This is a genomic window from Streptosporangium sp. NPDC006930 (genome assembly GCF_040635605.1).
Classification (GTDB): Bacteria; Actinomycetota; Actinomycetes; order Streptosporangiales; family Streptosporangiaceae; genus Streptosporangium.
This window is the reverse complement of sequence record NZ_JBEYID010000001.1, coordinates 214,579-230,822: the sequence shown is the minus strand read 5'-3', so window position 1 is coordinate 230,822 and position 16,244 is coordinate 214,579. Positions and strand designations below refer to the sequence as shown.

Here is a 16,244-nt window from a genome sequence, read left to right as displayed (position 1 = left end):
ACCTCTTATGATGCAGCCAGAATCTGGCTGACGTAGCGTGCCACCGCGCGCACCGCGCCCATCGTGACCGGGTAGTCCATTCGCGTCGGGCCCAGCACACCGAGCCGGGCGAGTTGCTTGTCCCCGGAACCGTATCCAGCGGCGACGATGGATGTGCCCTGGAGTCCGGTGTAGGGGTTCTCCGAGCCGATCCGCACGGTCAGCGCGGAAAGGTCCGAGGTCTCACCGAGCAGTCGCATGAGCACGACCTGCTCTTCCAGGGCCTCCAGCACGTCGCGGAGCCCGACGGTGAAGTCGGCTCCCGCGAGGTTGGCGGCCCCGGCAAAAACGATCTTCTCATCATGCCTGTCCACCAGGGACTCAAGCAGTACGGACAGGATAGTGGCCGCGAGCGGCCGATCCTCCGCGGGCAACCGTTCCGGCAGATCGGCGACCCTGTCGGGAACGCTGGTGAGCCCGCATCCGTCGAGGGAGGCGTTGAGCATCGCGCGCAGGTGTGCCACGCGCTGCTCGTCGATGACGTCGGGCACCTCGATCACGCGCTGCTCGACCCTGCCGGTGTTGGTGATCAGCACGAACATCAGCCGGCGCTCGCTCAGCGGCACCAGCTCGACGTGCCTGACCGTCGAGTGGGTCAGCGTCGGATACTGCACCACGGCGACCTGCCGGGTGAGCTGGGCCAGCAGCCGCACCGTCCGCATGACGACGTCGTCGATGTCCACGGCGCCCGCGAGGAAACTCTCGATGGCCTTGCGTTCCGCGCTCGACAGGGGTTTCACCTGCGAGAGCCTGTCGACGAAGAGCCGGTAGCCCTTGTCGGTGGGCACCCGGCCGGCGCTGGTGTGGGGTTGGGCGATGTAGCCCTGCTCCTCCAGCATCGCCATGTCGTTACGGATCGTCGCCGGGGACACCCCCAGGTTGTGCCGGTCCGCGAGAGCCTTCGACCCCACCGGTTCGTTGGTGGACACGTAGTCCTCGACGATGGCGCGGAGCACGGCGAGCTTGCGGTCGTCGACCAACGTGGTCACCTCCCTGCCTGCGTTCAGAGGGAAACACGAGGCTTGGCACTCTGTGTTCCCGAGTGCCAAGTGTACGGCCCCCGCACGGAAGGCGCGATAAGCGAAAGCGGTGAATGATGACGGCAAGCCTTTGTCAAGTCAACTGCTATCGCGATCCAAGCAGTACCCACCACAATTTGCACATGTCCAACGATTTCGGTTCTTATCCGGGCGACGCCTCCCGCGGCCCCGGTCACGGCGGCCCTCAGCAGCCGTATGGCCAGCAGTACGGCCAGCAGCAGCCCGGCCAGCAGTACGGCCAGCAGCCGTCCGGCCAGCAGTACGGCCAGCAGTACGGCCAGCAGCCCCCCTCGTACGGTTACGCGCCTCCCGGTTACGGCGCCCCGCAGGGACCACCGCCCAGCGGAAAGATCAAGCCTGGTATCGGGTGGATCGTCGGAGTCTGGCTGCTCGCCCTGGTCAGCATCATCGTCGGCATCGGCGGCTTCGCCGGTGGCATCCTCGGCGCGGTCACCGACGCGGCCCCGACGCGGACGTTCGCCCCCGGCGAGACCGCGACGGTCGCGCTCGACCCGGCGGACAAGCCGGCGATCTACGTCGCCACCGGCGGGCCCACCAAGTTCGAGTGCACGCTCACCGGCGGTACGAGCACGCCTCGCCTGCAGAAGCCGGACGTCCAGCAGACCGTCGCGGGATCCGACGGCGTCACCTGGGAGATGGGCCTGCGGGTCGGCGTGGACCAGGCGGGCGACTACCAGGTCCAGTGCTCCGCCGACCCCGCCGACGGCACGACCTTCGGCGTGGGCAGGGAGTTGTCCGCCGACTCGCTGGTGGGCGGGGTGGCCGCCCTGTTCTTGATCCCCGGCATCGGGATCCTGCTCGCCATCGTCGTGACGATCGTCGTGCTGGTGAAGCGGAGCGGTGCCCGCAAGCGCCAGGCCGCCGCATCGTCGATGGGACAGTGGGGACAGCCGGGACCCTACGGCAGGTGACCCCGGTGTTTGCTAGCGTCCCACCTGATCCCCGGCGAGAGAGGGTGGCGGTCGGTGATGTACGAGCGTGACGTTCTGGCGGGAGACTGGCGGCGCCCGCGCAGGGGGACGATCCCCCAGGTGCCCGCGGAGCCCGACCTGGTCGTCGAGGACGCCGACGGCGGCTTCTGCGGCGCCGTGGTGGCCTGCGACAAAGAGTCCGTCACCCTGGAGGACCGCTTCGGGCGGCGGCGGGTCTTCCCGCTGGAGCCGGCGGCCTTCCTTCTGGAGGGCAAGGTCGTGACGCTCGTACGGCCCGCCGCCGCGCCGCGCGGCCCGAGGCGGAGCGCGTCGGGTTCCATCGCGGTCGAGGGCCTGCGGGCCCAGGTCGCGAAGGAGAGCCGGATCTACGTGGAGGGCGTGCACGACGCCGCGCTCGTGGAAAAGGTCTGGGGGCACGACCTGCGGGTCGAGGGCGTGGTCGTGGAGTATCTGGAGGGGGTCGACCACCTGCCCTCGATCGTCGAGGAGTTCGGCCCGGGGCCGGGGCGACGGCTGGGTGTGCTCGTCGACCACCTCGTCCCCGGTTCCAAGGAGAGCCGGATCGCCGCGCGGATCTCCTCACCGCACGTACTGATCGTCGGGCACCCGTTCGTGGATGTCTGGCAGGCGGTCAGACCGCACGTGCTCAGGATCCCCTCCTGGCCGTCGGTGCCCCGCGGGGTGCCCTGGAAGGAGGGTGTCATCGCCGCCCTGGGCTGGAATGTGGAGCCCGCCGACGCATGGCGCCGCATTCTCGGATCGGTCACGACATATGCCGATCTGGAGCCAGAGCTCCTCGGCCCCGTCGAGGAGCTGATCGACTTCGTGACGGTTCCGGACGAGGACGGATAGGCCGTCGACCCATCAGGAGGGGACATGAGCGAGAACCCCGAAGGCCCACCGGCCGACGACCCGACGCGGCGGGTCGGCAAGCCCCCGCCAGACCACTCCTGGCCGGGGCAGAGCACCCCACCCCCGGGCCGGGGACACGTTCCGCCGGACCAGGGATACGGACCTGGTGGCCAGGGTCACCCCCCGCAGGGCCAGGAATACGGATCCCACGGGCAACCGGACCAGCGCTACGGGGGCTACCCGCCGCCCACCTCCCCGTACACCCCCGACGACTACCAGGGTGGTTACCAGCACGGATACCCCGAATACGGGGCGTACGGCCCCCCGCCGAGATACGGCTACCAGGCGCCCCCTGGGACGTACGGCCCGCGACCGGGCAGCGACGACACCACCATGGCGATGCTCGCCCACCTGCTGGGCCTGCTCACCTCCTTCGTCGGGCCGCTGGTGCTCTATCTGGCGAAGAAGGACGAGTCGCCCTACGCGCGCGACCAGGCCGCAGAGGCGCTCAACTTCCAGCTCACGGTGCTGATCGCCTACGCCGTCTGCTGGGTCCTGGCGTTCGTGTTCATCGGTTTCCTGCTGATGTTCTTCCTCTGGGTCGGATCGATCGTCATGGCGATCGTCGCCGCGCTGGCGGCCTACCGGGGAGAGGCCTACCGCTATCCGATAAACATCCGCTTCGTCGGCTGACCCGTCCGGCGGACCGGCCGGTGCCCCGGAGCTCTCAGGTGAGATCGCGGACCAGGGCGTCCGCCAGGAGGCGACCGCGCAGGGTGAGCACCGCGCGGCCCGCCTTGAACGGCTCCACCTCCAGCAGGCCGTCGGCGAGCGCGCGGGCGACCACGGGCGGGCGTTCCAGCTCGCCGAGCGGGAAACCCCGGGCGAGCCGCAGCTCCAGCATCAGCCGCTCCACCGCCCTGTCCCGAGGGCCCAGCACCTCGCGCGCGTGCGCGGGCGAGATGCCCTCGGCCAGACGCCGGGCGTAGGCGGCGGGGTGCTTCACGTTCCACCAGCGGGTGCCGCCGACGTGGCTGTGCGCCCCGGGACCGACGCCCCACCAGTCGCCGCCGGTCCAGTAGAGCAGATTGTGCCGGCAGCGCCCGGCCTCCGAGGTCGCCCAGTTGGACACCTCGTACCACTCGAACCCCGCCTCGGCCAGCATGGCGTCGGCGATCAGGTAACGGTCGGCGGCCACGTCGTCGTCGGGCATCGGGAGCTCGCCGCGCCTGATCCTGGCGGCCAGCTTCGTCCCGTCCTCGACGATCAGCGAGTACGCGGAGACGTGGTCCGGCCCCGCCTCGATCGCCGCGGCCAGCGACGCGCGCCAGTCGTCGTCGCTCTCCCCCGGCGTGCTGTAGATCAGGTCGAGGTTGACGTGGTCGAACCCCGCCTCCCTCGCCTCCCGTACGGCCCGCGCGGGGCGGCCCGGGGTGTGGCGGCGGTCCAGCACCTGGAGCACGTGCTCGCGGGCGCTCTGCATCCCGAAGCTCATCCGGTTGAACCCGCCCGCGCGCAACTCCGCCAGGTAGGCGGGATCCACCGACTCGGGGTTGGCCTCGGTGCTCACCTCGGCGCCGGGGGCGAGCCCGAACTCCTCCTCGATCGCCTTCAGGATCCGTACCAGATCCCCGGCGGGGAGCAGGGTGGGGGTTCCCCCGCCGAAGAACACGGTCTCGACCGGGAGACGCGCGGCGCCGAGGTTGGCCCGCGCCCGCCGCACCTCCTCGACGGCGGTGTCCGCGTAGTCCTTCTGCGAGGCGCCGGGGCCGAGCTCGGACGCCGTGTAGGTGTTGAAGTCGCAGTAACCGCACCGGGTCACGCAGAAGGGGACGTGGACGTAGAAGCCGAAGGGCCGCTCGCCGAGTCCGGCGAGCGCGCTCTTCGGGAGCTCACCGGAGGCGGGTACGGGATCCCCGTCGGGAAGTGTGGATGGCACGCCCCAAGTCTGCCGCTTCCCCCACGATGCCCGGTACGCCGAAGATCCGACGCTCAGGGACACCGAACGGCTCGAAGCCGAGCCGCCGGCTTCGAGCCTCGGCCCTGCCTATCGACCGGAGTCGCCGCCGTCGGCGAGAACCGTGGCCGGCGCGACCGGGGGCCAGACCTTGCGGTCCTCGCGAGGCGACCGGGCACGGCCCCTTGGAGCCGGGTCGTCCGGCACGGGCGGTTGAGGGCACTCGTCCGGCGGAAGATGCTGTTGCCAGTCGGCGGGATCCTGTCGCCACTCTTCGGGCGGGATCCTGCTCCCTCCCGGAGGGACGCCCCCCGAAGGCCGCACCGATGGGGTCTGAGCCGATGGAGCCTGGAGCGCCGGGAACCCGGCCGGCGAGGACCGGCTCACCGAGGGCAGGCCCCCCGTGGACGCCCCACACCCGGGACATCGCGACAGCCCGCGCACAGGGGTGCCACATCGGTTGCAGAACGCCTGCTGCTCCATGCCTTACCAAGGTAGTCGAAGCATCCCGCCGCCCACCGGTCAAAACGCCGATGGCCGTTGACGGCCAGATCGCGCAGGTCTACGATCCGGGAAAACTTAAAGGAAAGTTTCCTATAAGTTACTATTCCAAGCAGTGGAGAAGCCCGTGCAGAGACTCCTCCGTAAAGTGATCGCGACAGCCCTCGCCGCGGGTCTCGCGGCGGTGGCCGCGCCGGCCCCCGCCCAGGCCCTGGGGTCCCAGGGACCCCAGGGGCACGGTGACCGCTACAAGCGGGTCGCCTACTTCGTCCAGTGGGGCATCTACGGTCGCAACTACCACGTCAAGGACATGGACACCAGCGGCGCCGCGGCCAAACTGACCCACATCAACTACGCCTTCGGCTTCGTCAACGCCGAGGGCTCCTGCTACTCCCCCGACCCGTGGGCCGACTGGCAGCGCCCGGTGCCCGCCGAGCAGAGCGTGGACGGCGTCGCCGACGTCGAGGGGCAGGCGCTGAACGGCAACCTGAACCAGCTGAAGAAGCTCAAGGCCAAGCACCCCGGTCTCAAGGCGCTGATCTCCCTCGGCGGCTGGACCGGCTCGAAGTACTTCTCCGACGCGGTGCTGACCCCCCAGGGCCGCGCCAAGCTGGCCTCCTCCTGCATCGACCTGTGGCTGAAGGGCAACCTGCCCGGCACCGCCCCCGGCACCGGGGCCGGCGTGTTCGACGGCATCGACCTCGACTGGGAGTGGCCCGGCTCCTCAGGGGAGGTCGGCAACATCATCCGCCCCGAGGACAAGCGGAACTTCACCCTGTTCGTCGCCGAGATCCGCCGCCAGATGAACCAGTTCGACCAGCGCACCGAGCTGACCGCCTTCCTGCCCGCCGCCGCCGCGAAGATCGACGCGGGCTTCGAGGTCCGCGACGTCTTCAAGCAGCTCACCTTCGCCACCATCCAGGGCTATGACCTGCACGGCTCGTGGGAGACCGTCACCGGCCACAACGGCAACCTGTTCAACGACCGGCGCGACCCCCACCCGGTGAAGTACAGCGTGGACCAGACCGTCCGCGACTACCTCACGCGCGGCGCACCCGCCAAGAAGCTCGTGGTGGGCGTACCGGCGTACGGCCAGGGCTGGACCGGCGTCACCGGCGGGAAGAACGGCCTGTACGGCACCGCCACCGGCCCCGCTCCCGCCACCTACGCCGCGGGGAGCGAGGACTACAAGATCCTCGTGAAGAAGCCCGGCAAGCGCTACCGCGACCTGCTGACCGGGACCGTGTGGCTCTACGACGGCAACGAGTTCTGGTCCTACGACGACCCGGCCACGCTGCTGCAGAAGGCGGCCTACATCCGCCTGAAGGGCCTCGGCGGCTCGATGATGTGGTCCATCGACCAGGACGACACCCGGGCGTCGCTCACCTCGGCGCTCTACAGCGTCCTGCGCTGAGCGATCCCCCTTATACCGGGCGAGGCCGCAGGATCTGGATCACCAGCGGCCTCGCCCGCACGTTTCAGCTATTTCTTGGCCTTGTCCGTGGAGGACTCGGTGGACAGCGCGGCGACGAACGCCTCCTGGGGCACCTCGACACGGCCGACCATCTTCATCCGCTTCTTGCCCTCCTTCTGCTTCTCCAGCAGCTTGCGCTTTCTGGAGATGTCGCCGCCGTAGCACTTGGCGAGGACGTCCTTGCGGATGGCGCGGATGTTCTCACGGGCGATGACCCGGGCGCCGATCGCCGCCTGGATCGGCACCTCGAACTGCTGCCTGGGGATGAGCTCGCGCAGCTTCTTGGCCATCTCGACCCCGTAGGCGTACGACTTCTCCCGGTGGACGATGGCGCTGAAGGCGTCCACGGCCTCGCCCTGGAGCAGGATGTCGACCTTGACCAGGTCCGACTCCTGCTCGCCGGAGGGCTCGTAGTCCAGCGAGGCGTAACCGCGCGTACGGGACTTGAGCTGGTCGAAGAAGTCGAAGATGATCTCACCGAGCGGCATGGTGTAGCGGATCTCGACGCGGTCCTCGGACAGGTAGTCCATGCCCTGCAGGCTGCCCCGGCGGTTCTGACAGAGCTCCATGATCGCGCCGATGAACTCCGAGGGGACGAGCACGGTCGTCTTGACCATCGGCTCGAAGACCTTCTCCACCTTGCCGGTGGGGAACTCCGAGGGGTTGGTGACGACGACCTCCTTGCCGTCCTCCATGATCACTCGATAGACCACGTTGGGCGCGGTCGAGATGAGCGAGAGGTTGAACTCGCGCTCCAGCCGCTCGCGGACGATCTCCATGTGGAGCAGGCCGAGGAAGCCGCAGCGGAATCCGAAGCCAAGCGCCGCGGAGGTCTCCGGCTCGTAGTCCAGGGCGGCGTCGTTGAGCTGGAGCTTGTCCAGGGCCTCGCGCAGGTCGGGGTAGTCGTCCCCGTCGATCGGATAGAGACCCGAGAAGACCATGGGCTTGGGGTGCTCGTAACCACTGAGCGCCTGGAGGGCCGGACGCGTCACGGAGGTCACCGTGTCGCCGACCCGCGACTGGCGGACGTCCTTCACCCCGGTGATCAGGTAACCCACCTCTCCGACGCCCAGCCCCTTGTCGGCGATCTTCGGCTCGGGCGAGATGACACCGATCTCCAGCGTCTCGTGCGCCGCGGTGGTGGACATCATCAGGATGCGCTCACGCTTTCCCAGGTGGCCGTCCATCACCCGGACGTACGTGATCACACCGCGGTAGGTGTCGTACACCGAGTCGAAGATCAGCGCGCGGGCGGGCGCGTCGGCGTCACCGACCGGGGCCGGGACGTTCGAGACCACGTGGTCCAGCAGCTCGCGGACGCCGACGCCGGTCTTGCCGGAGACCCTCAGCACGTCCTCCGGCTCGCAGCCGATGAGGTGGGCGATCTCCGCGGCGTACTTCTCCGGCTGGGCGGCGGGCAGGTCGATCTTGTTGAGCACCGGGATGATCGTCATGTCGTTGTTCATCGCCAGGTAGAGATTGGCCAGCGTCTGCGCCTCGATGCCCTGCGCGGCGTCGACCAGCAGGATCGCGCCCTCGCACGCCTGGAGCGACCGGGAGACCTCGTAGGTGAAGTCGACGTGCCCGGGCGTGTCGATCATGTTGAGGACGTAGTCGGTGTCACCGACCTGCCAGGGAAGCCTGACCGCCTGCGACTTGATCGTGATGCCGCGCTCGCGCTCGATGTCCATGCGGTCGAGATACTGGGCACGCATGGAACGGTCGTCGACCACTCCGGTGATCTGCAGCATGCGATCGGCGAGCGTCGACTTGCCATGGTCGATATGCGCGATGATGCAGAAGTTGCGGAGCACAGCGGGGTCGGTCTGGCCAGGCTGAATGCGCACCGGGATCCGTTTCAACAGATTGATGACGATCATACGGCTGGCATGCCAGCCGTCTTCCATGGTGACATGTCCGGGTGATTGCCCGGACCAGAGCACGGCGCGGCCTGCGGTTCCTCGCTACGGTGGCGGCCCTGCTCCTCGCGCTTCCAGGGGTGGCCGTGGCCATCCTCACCCTGCAGTTTACCGGGACACCCGCCCCATGGGCGAAGACGACCGGCCACGACGCCCTGTGGCTGGGCCACGCGTGGGTCGACGGCCGTAAGACGGCCGACGACGTGCGGACCCTCGCCGCCCGGCTGCGAAAGACCGGGATCAAGGATGTGTACGTCCACTCCGGCCCGTTCGACTCGGACGGGACACTACCCGCCGGCGCGTATCCGAAGGCGGCCGACTTCCTGAAGTGGTGGCGCGAGGAGCTCCCCAGGGTCAGGGTGTCCGCCTGGCTCGGCCAGAAGGTCGACGGCGTTCTGGATCTCGACGACGCGGCCTCCAGGCAGCGCGTGCTGGAGGGTGCCCGTGCGATCACGGCGCTCGGTTTCGACGGCATCCACTACAACTTCGAGCCGATCGGCGACGGCGACACCGACTTCCTCGACCTGCTCACCCAGACCCGCGCGATCGTGGGCGACGGCCTGCTCTCCACCTCGACCCCGCAGATCGAGCCGTTCCCGCTCGTCCGGCCTGCCGTCCGCGCCGCCATCGGCCACGACAAGTACTGGTCGCCCGCCTACCTCCGCGAGGTCGCGAAGCTCACCGACCAGGTGGCGATCATGACCTACGACTCCTACCTCCCCTTCCCCACCGTCTACGGCGGCTACGTCGTACGACAGACCTCGCTCGCGCTGGAGATCGTCCCCGAGGAGAAGACGGTGCTGATCGGCGCCCCGGCCTATCACGACCACGGCGTCTTCTGGGCAGACGAGGCCGAGAGCGTCGAGAAGGCGGCGAGGGGCGCCCGGCTGGCGCTGACCTCGTACGGCAAGCCGCGCGAGCGGTTCGGCCTGGCGCTCTACGTCGACTTCGCCGCCACCAAGGAGGACTGGGCGGAGTACGAGAAGTTCTGGTTCAAGCCATGAGGATTCCGGCCCGAGCCATCGGGACCACACGCTAGACTGATCAGGCATCCCTCTGCCCGGCCTGTCGATTTGAGTGTCGACCACGGCAGTTGGTAGCCTAGTCAACTGCGTGTGGCGCGCCCTCTCTGCCCGCGCGCCCCATCCAACGACATTCACCGAGGCTTCTTCGTGGCGAACATCAAGTCCCAGATCAAGCGCAACCGGCAGAACGAGAAGGCCCGGCTGCGCAACAAGGCTGTCAAGTCTTCCCTGAAGACGGCCATCCGCAAGTTCCGCGAGGCCGCTGACCAGGGTAACGTCGAAGAGGCTGTCGCGCTGCAGCGCGCCGCCTCCCGCCAGCTGGACAAGGCTGCCAGCAAGGGCGTGATCCACAAGAACCAGGCCGCCAACCGCAAGTCGGCGATCGCCCAGCGCACCGCCGCCCTGTCGGCCGCCAAGTAGTCCCAGGTTCCGCGAACGCCGCATCCCAAAGGGATGCGGCGTTCCTGCGTCTCACGTCGCCCCGGCGGCTTCATGTTCTCGCGTCGCCGCTTCCCGGCGGCCCCGTGAGGGGCTCCTCTCGTCCGTATCCGCCTAACGCCCCGTGCGACTGGCGACCACGGTCTGGACCATGTGCTCCAGCGCGTACGCGGGGTCGGCCCCGCCGCCCTTCACCTGCGCGTCGGCTGCGGCGGCCGCCTGGATGGCACGGGCGAGCCCTTCGGGCCCCCAGCCGTTCAGCTGCCGCTGGACCCGGTCGATCTTCCAGGGCGGCATGCCGAGATGGCTGGCGAGCTGACCGCCCCGGAGGTTGCGGGGAGCGCCTCCCACCTTGGCCAGCGAGCGCAGGCCCCCGGCGAGCGCGCTCACCAGCAGGACGGGGGCCGTACCCGTCGAGAGCGCCCAGCGCAGCTGCTCCAGGGCGTCGCCCAGCCGCCCCTCGACCGCCGAGTCCGCCACGGTGAAACCGCTCACCTCGGCCCTGCCCCGGTGGTAGCGCGCGACGGCGGCCTCGTCGATCGTCTTTCCGGGGGTGTCGAAGGCGAGCTGGCTGCACGCGGCGGCCAGCTCGCGCAGGTCGTTGCCCACGGCGTCGAGGAGGGCGGAGGCGGCGTCGGCCCCGATGGTGCGCCCGGCCCGCTTCAGCTCCGCCTTGACGAACGCGAGACGCTCGGCCGGTTTGGTCACCTTGGTGACGGAGACCACCTGGGCACCGGCCTTCTTGACCCCGTCGACCAGGGCCTTGCCCTTCACGCCTCCCGGGTGGACGAGGACGAGCACGGTCTCGTCCGCCGGGTGTGCCGCGTAGGAGACGACCTCGGCGATGACGTCCTTGCCGAGGTCCTGGGCCGAGCGGACGACCACCACGGACCTTTCGCCGAACAGCGAGGGCGACGTCATGCGGGTGAGCTCCCCGAGCTCCATCTTCGAGCCGGGGAGGTCGTGCACCTCGGCGGTCGGATCGGCCGCCTTCGCCGCCGAGGTCACCTCGCTCACCGCGCGGTCGGCCAGGAGTTCCTCGTCGCCGAGGATCAGGATCACGGGTGCCGGATCGATTGCCGCCATGTCGAGCAGCATGCCACGTCCCGGTGACCGGATGTGCCGTCGGCAAGCCGTTGGCAATCGAAATGCAGGTGCCACCAGGCACCCTGGGAAACACCAGAGGAGGTGAGAACCATGACAAACTCCACCATTCGCCGTCACGCCTGCCCTCGCTGCGGAACATCCCTCGACGAGGGCCCGATCATGTACCGTTGCGCGCGCTGCAGCCGGTCGGTCTACGCCGCCGATGTGGACACCGAGTTCCGCCGCCGGGCCGAAAACGGGAACTGACCCGCACCGGCGTGACCGGACCCGGAAGCCTGCCTACCTCGGTCCGGATGCCCCGAGCCGCCCGCAAACGAGTCTCCGCCCCCCTCGCGATGACGGCCAGGGCTCCCTCGCGGACCACCACGGCGAGGTCTCCCGACAGATCCGTTCGGTAGACGCGGGCGCCGAGTCGGCGCAGCGCGTTCAGGGTCGACGGGGCGGGGTGGCCGTAGCCGTTGTCCGCCCCCACGCTGATCAGGGCGGCGCGGACACCGGATGCGGCGAGGAAGCCCGGGTCGTGCCTGCCCGATCCGTGGTGCGGAACCTTGAGGATCTCGGCGGACGGCAGGCCCCGCCGGAGCAACTCCGCCTGGGCCTCGGTCTCGATGTCGCCGCTGAGCAGGGCCGCCCCCGCGGCCCAGCGGACGTGCACCACGACGCTGGCGTTGTTGACGGCCGCCCCCTCCCCCGCGCCGGGCGGGGGCGCCTCGGCCGCCGGGCCGATGACGGTGAGTTCAGAAGGCCCGAAACGCCAGCTCACACCGGGCCTCGCCGCCCACTCGACCACGTGGCGACGGGCGAGGGCGTCGCTCAGCCTCCTCCCCTCGTGCCCTCCGGCATCGTGCGGGGTCACCACCGCCGCCCCCACGACGCGTCCGCGAAAGACCCCGTCGAGCCCTCCCACATGGTCGAGATGTGGATGGGTGAGAATGACCAGCGGCACCTCTTTGATCCCCATGGAGCGCAGGCAGCGGTCCACCCGCACCGGGTCGGGGCCCGCGTCCACCACCACGGCCCGCCCCGGTCCCGCCGCGACGAGCAACGCGTCTCCCTGACCGACGTCACAGGCCAGGAGTAACCATCCGCGAGGCGGCCAGCGTGCCACGATCGGCGCGGCCACCGTCACGGCGAGAATCAGCCCGGCCAGAGCCGCGAGGGTGATCAGGCGTGACCGCCGGTGTCGCAGCACCAGCACCGCGAGCGGGACGGCAGCCGCCAGCAGGAGCAGCCCGGTGACGCCGCCCGGCCACGGGATCACGCCCAGCGGGAGGCCGGCGGCGTGCGCGGCCACCTCGATGATCCATCCGGTGGCCAGCCCCGCCGGCCGGACCAGCAACTGGGCGAGCCCCATGTGCAGAGGGGCGATCAAGGCCACCGCGAAGCCGAGCAGAGTGGCGGGGGCGACGGCCGGTCCCGCGAGCAGGTTGGCGGGAATCGCCACCGGTGCGAGCTGCCCCGACATCAGGACCAGGACGGGGGTCACAGCGGCCTGAGCCGCGGCGGCCACCGCGGTCGCCTCCGCGAGCCATCGGGGCATGCGGGCCGAGAGTCGGTCGCGCCAGCCAGGAGCGAGGACCAGGATGCCCGCGGTGGCCGCGACCGACAGGGCGAAACCGTAGGAACGCGCGAGGCCGGGAACGAAGAAGATCAACCCCAGGACCGTCACCGACAGGGCGGCGACACCGTCACGCGAGCGGCCCGCGCCGAGGGCGAGGGCGGCGACTCCGCCCATCAGGAGTGCCCTGAGCACGCTCGGCGAGGGCCGGGCGACGACCGCGAAGGCGACCATGGCCGACATCGCCAACACCGCCCGCGCCGCGAGGGGCAGCCCGGCCATTCTGGCCAGCGCGACCGCCGCCCCCGCCACGACGGCGAGGTTCGCGCCGGAGACCGCGAGCAGATGGCTGAGGCCTGCCGCCTTGAAGTCGGCCTTGACCTGCTCGTCCATCCGGGACACGTCACCGACCACCAGGCCGGGCAGCAGTCCGCGCTGCGCCGGAGGCAACACGTCGGCCGCCTCCCGCAACCCCGACCTGAGCGCCCCGGCCGCGCGCTGCTCCCAGGAGGGCCCGCTCAACACTCGCGGTGCCCCTCTGACCAGCACCACCGCCGCGAGCAACTCTCCGGGGTCGGCCCGGCCGAAGCGACCGGTGACCTCCACTCGCTGGCTGGGCAGCAGGGAGCGCCACTCGGCGCCCGAGACGAACAGCACCACCGGAGCCCGCAGCACCACCCTGCCCGTTCCCGTACCGACCGACTCGACCCGGGCAGGCACCACGAAGCTCTCCCGGAGGAAAGGCCCTCCTCTCCTGCCCGTCTCCCGCGGGTCGTCGGTCACCACCACCTCTGCCATCGCCAGGGCGTTTCTTCCCGCGAGCTCGGCGATCGGTCCCGTACCGACCGCGTGCACCCGGAAGGCCACCGATCCCGCCACCGCGGCCGCGCACCCAAGGACCGCGATCATCACGTTTCGCCGACCCGCCACTCCCGGTGGCCGGGGCAGGACGGCCACCGCCAGGGCACCTGCTGCCATGAGACCGGCCGTCACGGCACCGGTCACAGCTGAGCAGCCCAGCAGGACGAGGGCGGTGATCCATGAGGCCGCCGCCGGCAGCACCAGCTGAGCGTCATGCGCGCGCCTCCTCTTGCCGGAACCGTCCAGGCTTTCCGGCCCGCCCGAGCCGGCCGAACCGCCCGTACCTCGCGAATGACCGGAGTCGGCGGACCATCGGGGACCACCGGACCCGATGGTCCCCGATGGTCCACGCGATCCCCTGAGACTCCGAAGACCGGCGACATCGCGGCGAGCCGGGCCATCGGAGCCGCCGGCCGTGATGACCGTGGCGAACCGTGTCACGACCGCCCTCACCGCCGGCGCGTCAGACACGGACCTTGTCGCGCATCTCGGCGTACTTACGGTCGCCTATCCCGCTCACGTCGCGAAGCTCCTCGACGGTACGGAAACCACCGTGGGCGTCGCGATATTCGGCGATGCGCCGGGCGAGCACCTCACCAACGCCCGGTAACCGCTCAAGCTGCTCGGGGGTGGCCGTGTTGAGGTCGACGACGGCGGTGGCGGGATCCACGGGGTTCACCGGGTTGGGCGCCGCCCCGACGACGGCAGCGCCGGAGGGGCCGACGACGATCTGTTCGCCGTCGACGAGCCTGCGCGCGAGGTTGAGGGATCCCGTGGTGGCCGCCCCACGGATGCCCCCGGCCTTCTTGACCGCGTCGGCGACTCGGGAACCGTCCGGCAACGTGATCACTCCGGGACGCCGGACCTTACCCGTCACGTGAACGGTGAGTTCGGTGAGCGGCGCGGACTGCCGGCGTGGAGCGGTGGCGGGCGCCGACAACGGTGGCCCGGAGACCGGCACGGGTGGTGCCAAGGGCTCAGGCTCCGGTTGGGACCGCCAGGCGTAGACACCTCCCGTGACGAGGGCGATCAGGGCGACGAGAAGCAGGAGACGCAGCCCCGGACGACCGGGAACGAGCGCGGGACTCTGGATGGCCACGACCTTGCGAAGCGCCTCGAAGGACGGGGGGATCGGCGCCGAACGCAAGCGCGAGGCGGGGCTGTCGTGAACGACATCCTCTACTCCGTCATGAACGCCGGGCCGCGCGTGCCTGCCCCGGCGCGGTATGCCGCCCGGGCGGCGTGGCGAGAGCAAGGGGTCGGGGACGGATGATTCGCGCCCTGTCAGGATCCTCAGCCGCGACTCGGCTTGGAACCGCTCGATGTTCTGGCCTGTGGTCCGCACCCGCAGGACGTTACGGTGGCGGCGGCGAGCTAACTTCCACCGAATCTGGTTCTGGGGATAACCGGAAGATCGCGTGACGGAGGGTGTGGACGCCGGTCATCTGATCGGCGTGTGAGACACCAAAGGCCCGAAGATCTGCGGGCACAGAGACCTGCGGGCACAGAGACCTGCAGGCGCGGACATCGGTGGGCGTCCGGTGTCGTCCCCGTCACGACTCAGGAGACGTCAGGCTCAGGAGACGTCAGGCTCAGGAGACGTCAGGCTCAGGAGACGTCAGGCTCAGGAGAGGAGACGGTGATGCCGAGCATGCCGGGGCCGACATGGGCGCCGATGACCGAACCGACCTCGACGACGATGACCTCGGTGAGTGCGGAAATACGTCCCTGCAGGCGTGCGGCCAGGGCTTCCGCACGGGACCGTGCGCCGAGATGCTGGACGGCGATCTCCACCGGGCCCGTGCCCGCGGCCTCGACCGCGAGGTCTTCGAGGCGGGAGATGGCACGGCTCGCCGTACGGACCTTCTCCAGGGGGACGATCATCCCGTCGGATATGTGCAGGATCGGTTTGATCATCAGCGCCGAGCCGAGGAGGGTCTCCGCGGCGCCGATCCGGCCTCCCCTGCGGAGATGCTCCAGGGTGTCGACGTAGAAGAGGCTGCGGACCGACTCCGCCCGGCGGCGGGCGACGTCCGCCACCTCTGTCCGGGGCGCGCCCTGCGCGGCGGCGCTCGCGGCCGCGAGGACGGGGAATCCGAGACCCATGGCGATGGACCTGCTGTCGACGACGTCGACGGGAACGGGGGAGTCCTCGGCTCCCGCGCGGGCGGCCTCGACCGTACCGGACAACTCCGCCGACAGGTGGACGGAGACGATACCGCTCGCGCCTCGGGCCGCCGCTTCGCGGTAGACATCGGTGAAACGTCGCGGGGCGGGCCTGGAGGTCGTCACCCGGCCTCGTTCCCTCAGCACGTCCTCCCTGCCCGCGCCGTCGGTCCACGCCACGTCGTCGAACGACCTTCCGCCGACGACCACCTGGAGGGGCACCACGACGACTCCCAGGCTGGAGACCTCCTCCTGCGGGAGGTAGGCGGTGGAGTCCGTGATGACGGCGACCGGTGCGGGCATGTCCAGAGGCTACGTGGAGGAGATCACGCGAAGGAGACGGGGGCGACGTCA

At 70.0% G+C, this 16,244-nt stretch carries 13 protein-coding genes; 6 read left to right on the top strand and 7 right to left on the bottom strand.

Annotated features, from left to right (window positions below; all coding sequences use genetic code 11):
• Nucleotides 1-5: 5 nt before the first annotated feature.
• Complete coding sequence (hrcA, locus tag ABZ664_RS00975) at nucleotides 6-1,019, bottom strand: heat-inducible transcriptional repressor HrcA (protein ID WP_362502214.1); 1,014 nt, start codon at nucleotides 1,017-1,019, stop codon at nucleotides 6-8.
• A gap of 182 nt (nucleotides 1,020-1,201) precedes the next feature.
• Between hrcA and ABZ664_RS00970 the strand changes: the two genes are divergently transcribed.
• The 3 genes from ABZ664_RS00970 to ABZ664_RS00960 are packed head-to-tail and all read left to right on the top strand — an operon-like array spanning nucleotide 1,202 to nucleotide 3,577.
• On the top strand, nucleotides 1,202-2,011 hold the full coding sequence (locus ABZ664_RS00970; protein WP_362501343.1) for a hypothetical protein: 810 nt from the start codon (nucleotides 1,202-1,204) through the stop codon (nucleotides 2,009-2,011).
• A gap of 57 nt (nucleotides 2,012-2,068) precedes the next feature.
• Nucleotides 2,069-2,884, top strand: coding sequence for a DUF3097 domain-containing protein (locus ABZ664_RS00965; RefSeq protein WP_362501341.1), 816 nt, complete (start codon nucleotides 2,069-2,071; stop codon nucleotides 2,882-2,884).
• A 24-nt stretch (nucleotides 2,885-2,908) separates the two neighbouring features.
• Nucleotides 2,909-3,577, top strand: a complete 669-nt coding sequence (locus tag ABZ664_RS00960; RefSeq protein ID WP_362501339.1) for a DUF4870 domain-containing protein — start codon at nucleotides 2,909-2,911, stop codon at nucleotides 3,575-3,577.
• 34 nt (nucleotides 3,578-3,611) lie between these two features.
• Here the strand turns inward: ABZ664_RS00960 and hemW are convergent, their stop codons facing one another.
• A complete protein-coding gene (gene hemW, locus ABZ664_RS00955) occupies nucleotides 3,612-4,823 on the bottom strand; it encodes a radical SAM family heme chaperone HemW (protein WP_362501337.1) in 1,212 nt (403 codons plus the stop codon).
• Between the two features lie 646 nt (nucleotides 4,824-5,469).
• Between hemW and ABZ664_RS00950 the strand changes: the two genes are divergently transcribed.
• On the top strand, nucleotides 5,470-6,756 hold the full coding sequence (locus tag ABZ664_RS00950; protein ID WP_362501335.1) for a glycoside hydrolase family 18 protein: 1,287 nt from the start codon (nucleotides 5,470-5,472) through the stop codon (nucleotides 6,754-6,756).
• A 68-nt stretch (nucleotides 6,757-6,824) separates the two neighbouring features.
• Here the strand turns inward: ABZ664_RS00950 and lepA are convergent, their stop codons facing one another.
• A complete protein-coding gene (lepA, locus tag ABZ664_RS00945) occupies nucleotides 6,825-8,696 on the bottom strand; it encodes a translation elongation factor 4 (RefSeq protein ID WP_362501333.1) in 1,872 nt (623 codons plus the stop codon).
• Between the two features lie 41 nt (nucleotides 8,697-8,737).
• On the opposite strand from lepA, the gene ABZ664_RS00940 reads away from it, so the two are divergent.
• Nucleotides 8,738-9,739: a hypothetical protein gene (locus ABZ664_RS00940; RefSeq protein WP_362501331.1), complete on the top strand. Its 1,002-nt coding sequence runs from the start codon at nucleotides 8,738-8,740 to the stop codon at nucleotides 9,737-9,739.
• A gap of 168 nt (nucleotides 9,740-9,907) precedes the next feature.
• Nucleotides 9,908-10,180 (top strand): 30S ribosomal protein S20, encoded by a 273-nt coding sequence (rpsT, locus tag ABZ664_RS00935; RefSeq protein WP_362501329.1) that lies wholly within the window; start codon nucleotides 9,908-9,910, stop codon nucleotides 10,178-10,180.
• 132 nt (nucleotides 10,181-10,312) lie between these two features.
• On the opposite strand, the gene holA is transcribed toward rpsT, so the two are convergent.
• The 4 genes from holA to ABZ664_RS00915 form a co-directional block, all read right to left on the bottom strand.
• On the bottom strand, nucleotides 10,313-11,284 hold the full coding sequence (holA, locus tag ABZ664_RS00930) for a DNA polymerase III subunit delta (RefSeq protein ID WP_362501327.1): 972 nt from the start codon (nucleotides 11,282-11,284) through the stop codon (nucleotides 10,313-10,315).
• Between the two features lie 178 nt (nucleotides 11,285-11,462).
• The gene (locus ABZ664_RS00925) at nucleotides 11,463-13,925 is read right to left on the bottom strand and encodes a ComEC/Rec2 family competence protein (protein WP_362501324.1); all 2,463 of its coding nucleotides are present in this window, start codon (nucleotides 13,923-13,925) and stop codon (nucleotides 11,463-11,465) included.
• A 262-nt stretch (nucleotides 13,926-14,187) separates the two neighbouring features.
• Nucleotides 14,188-15,069, bottom strand: coding sequence for a ComEA family DNA-binding protein (locus tag ABZ664_RS00920; RefSeq protein ID WP_362501322.1), 882 nt, complete (start codon nucleotides 15,067-15,069; stop codon nucleotides 14,188-14,190).
• A gap of 263 nt (nucleotides 15,070-15,332) precedes the next feature.
• Nucleotides 15,333-16,193: a DegV family protein gene (locus ABZ664_RS00915; RefSeq protein WP_362501320.1), complete on the bottom strand. Its 861-nt coding sequence runs from the start codon at nucleotides 16,191-16,193 to the stop codon at nucleotides 15,333-15,335.
• Between the last annotated feature and the right edge of the window lie 51 nt (nucleotides 16,194-16,244).

Bases quoted from the DNA above. Each gene is read 5' to 3' on its own strand.
- ABZ664_RS00970 (WP_362501343.1), top strand. From the start codon at position 1,202: ATGTCCAACGATTTCGGTTCTTATCCGGGCGACGCCTCCCGCGGCCCC.
- ABZ664_RS00960 (WP_362501339.1), top strand. From the start codon at position 2,909: ATGAGCGAGAACCCCGAAGGCCCACCGGCCGACGACCCGACGCGGCGG.
- ABZ664_RS00965 (WP_362501341.1), top strand. From the start codon at position 2,069: ATGTACGAGCGTGACGTTCTGGCGGGAGACTGGCGGCGCCCGCGCAGG.
- holA (WP_362501327.1), bottom strand. From the start codon at position 11,284: ATGGCGGCAATCGATCCGGCACCCGTGATCCTGATCCTCGGCGACGAG.
- lepA (WP_362501333.1), bottom strand. From the start codon at position 8,696: ATGATCGTCATCAATCTGTTGAAACGGATCCCGGTGCGCATTCAGCCT.
- ABZ664_RS00915 (WP_362501320.1), bottom strand. From the start codon at position 16,193: ATGCCCGCACCGGTCGCCGTCATCACGGACTCCACCGCCTACCTCCCG.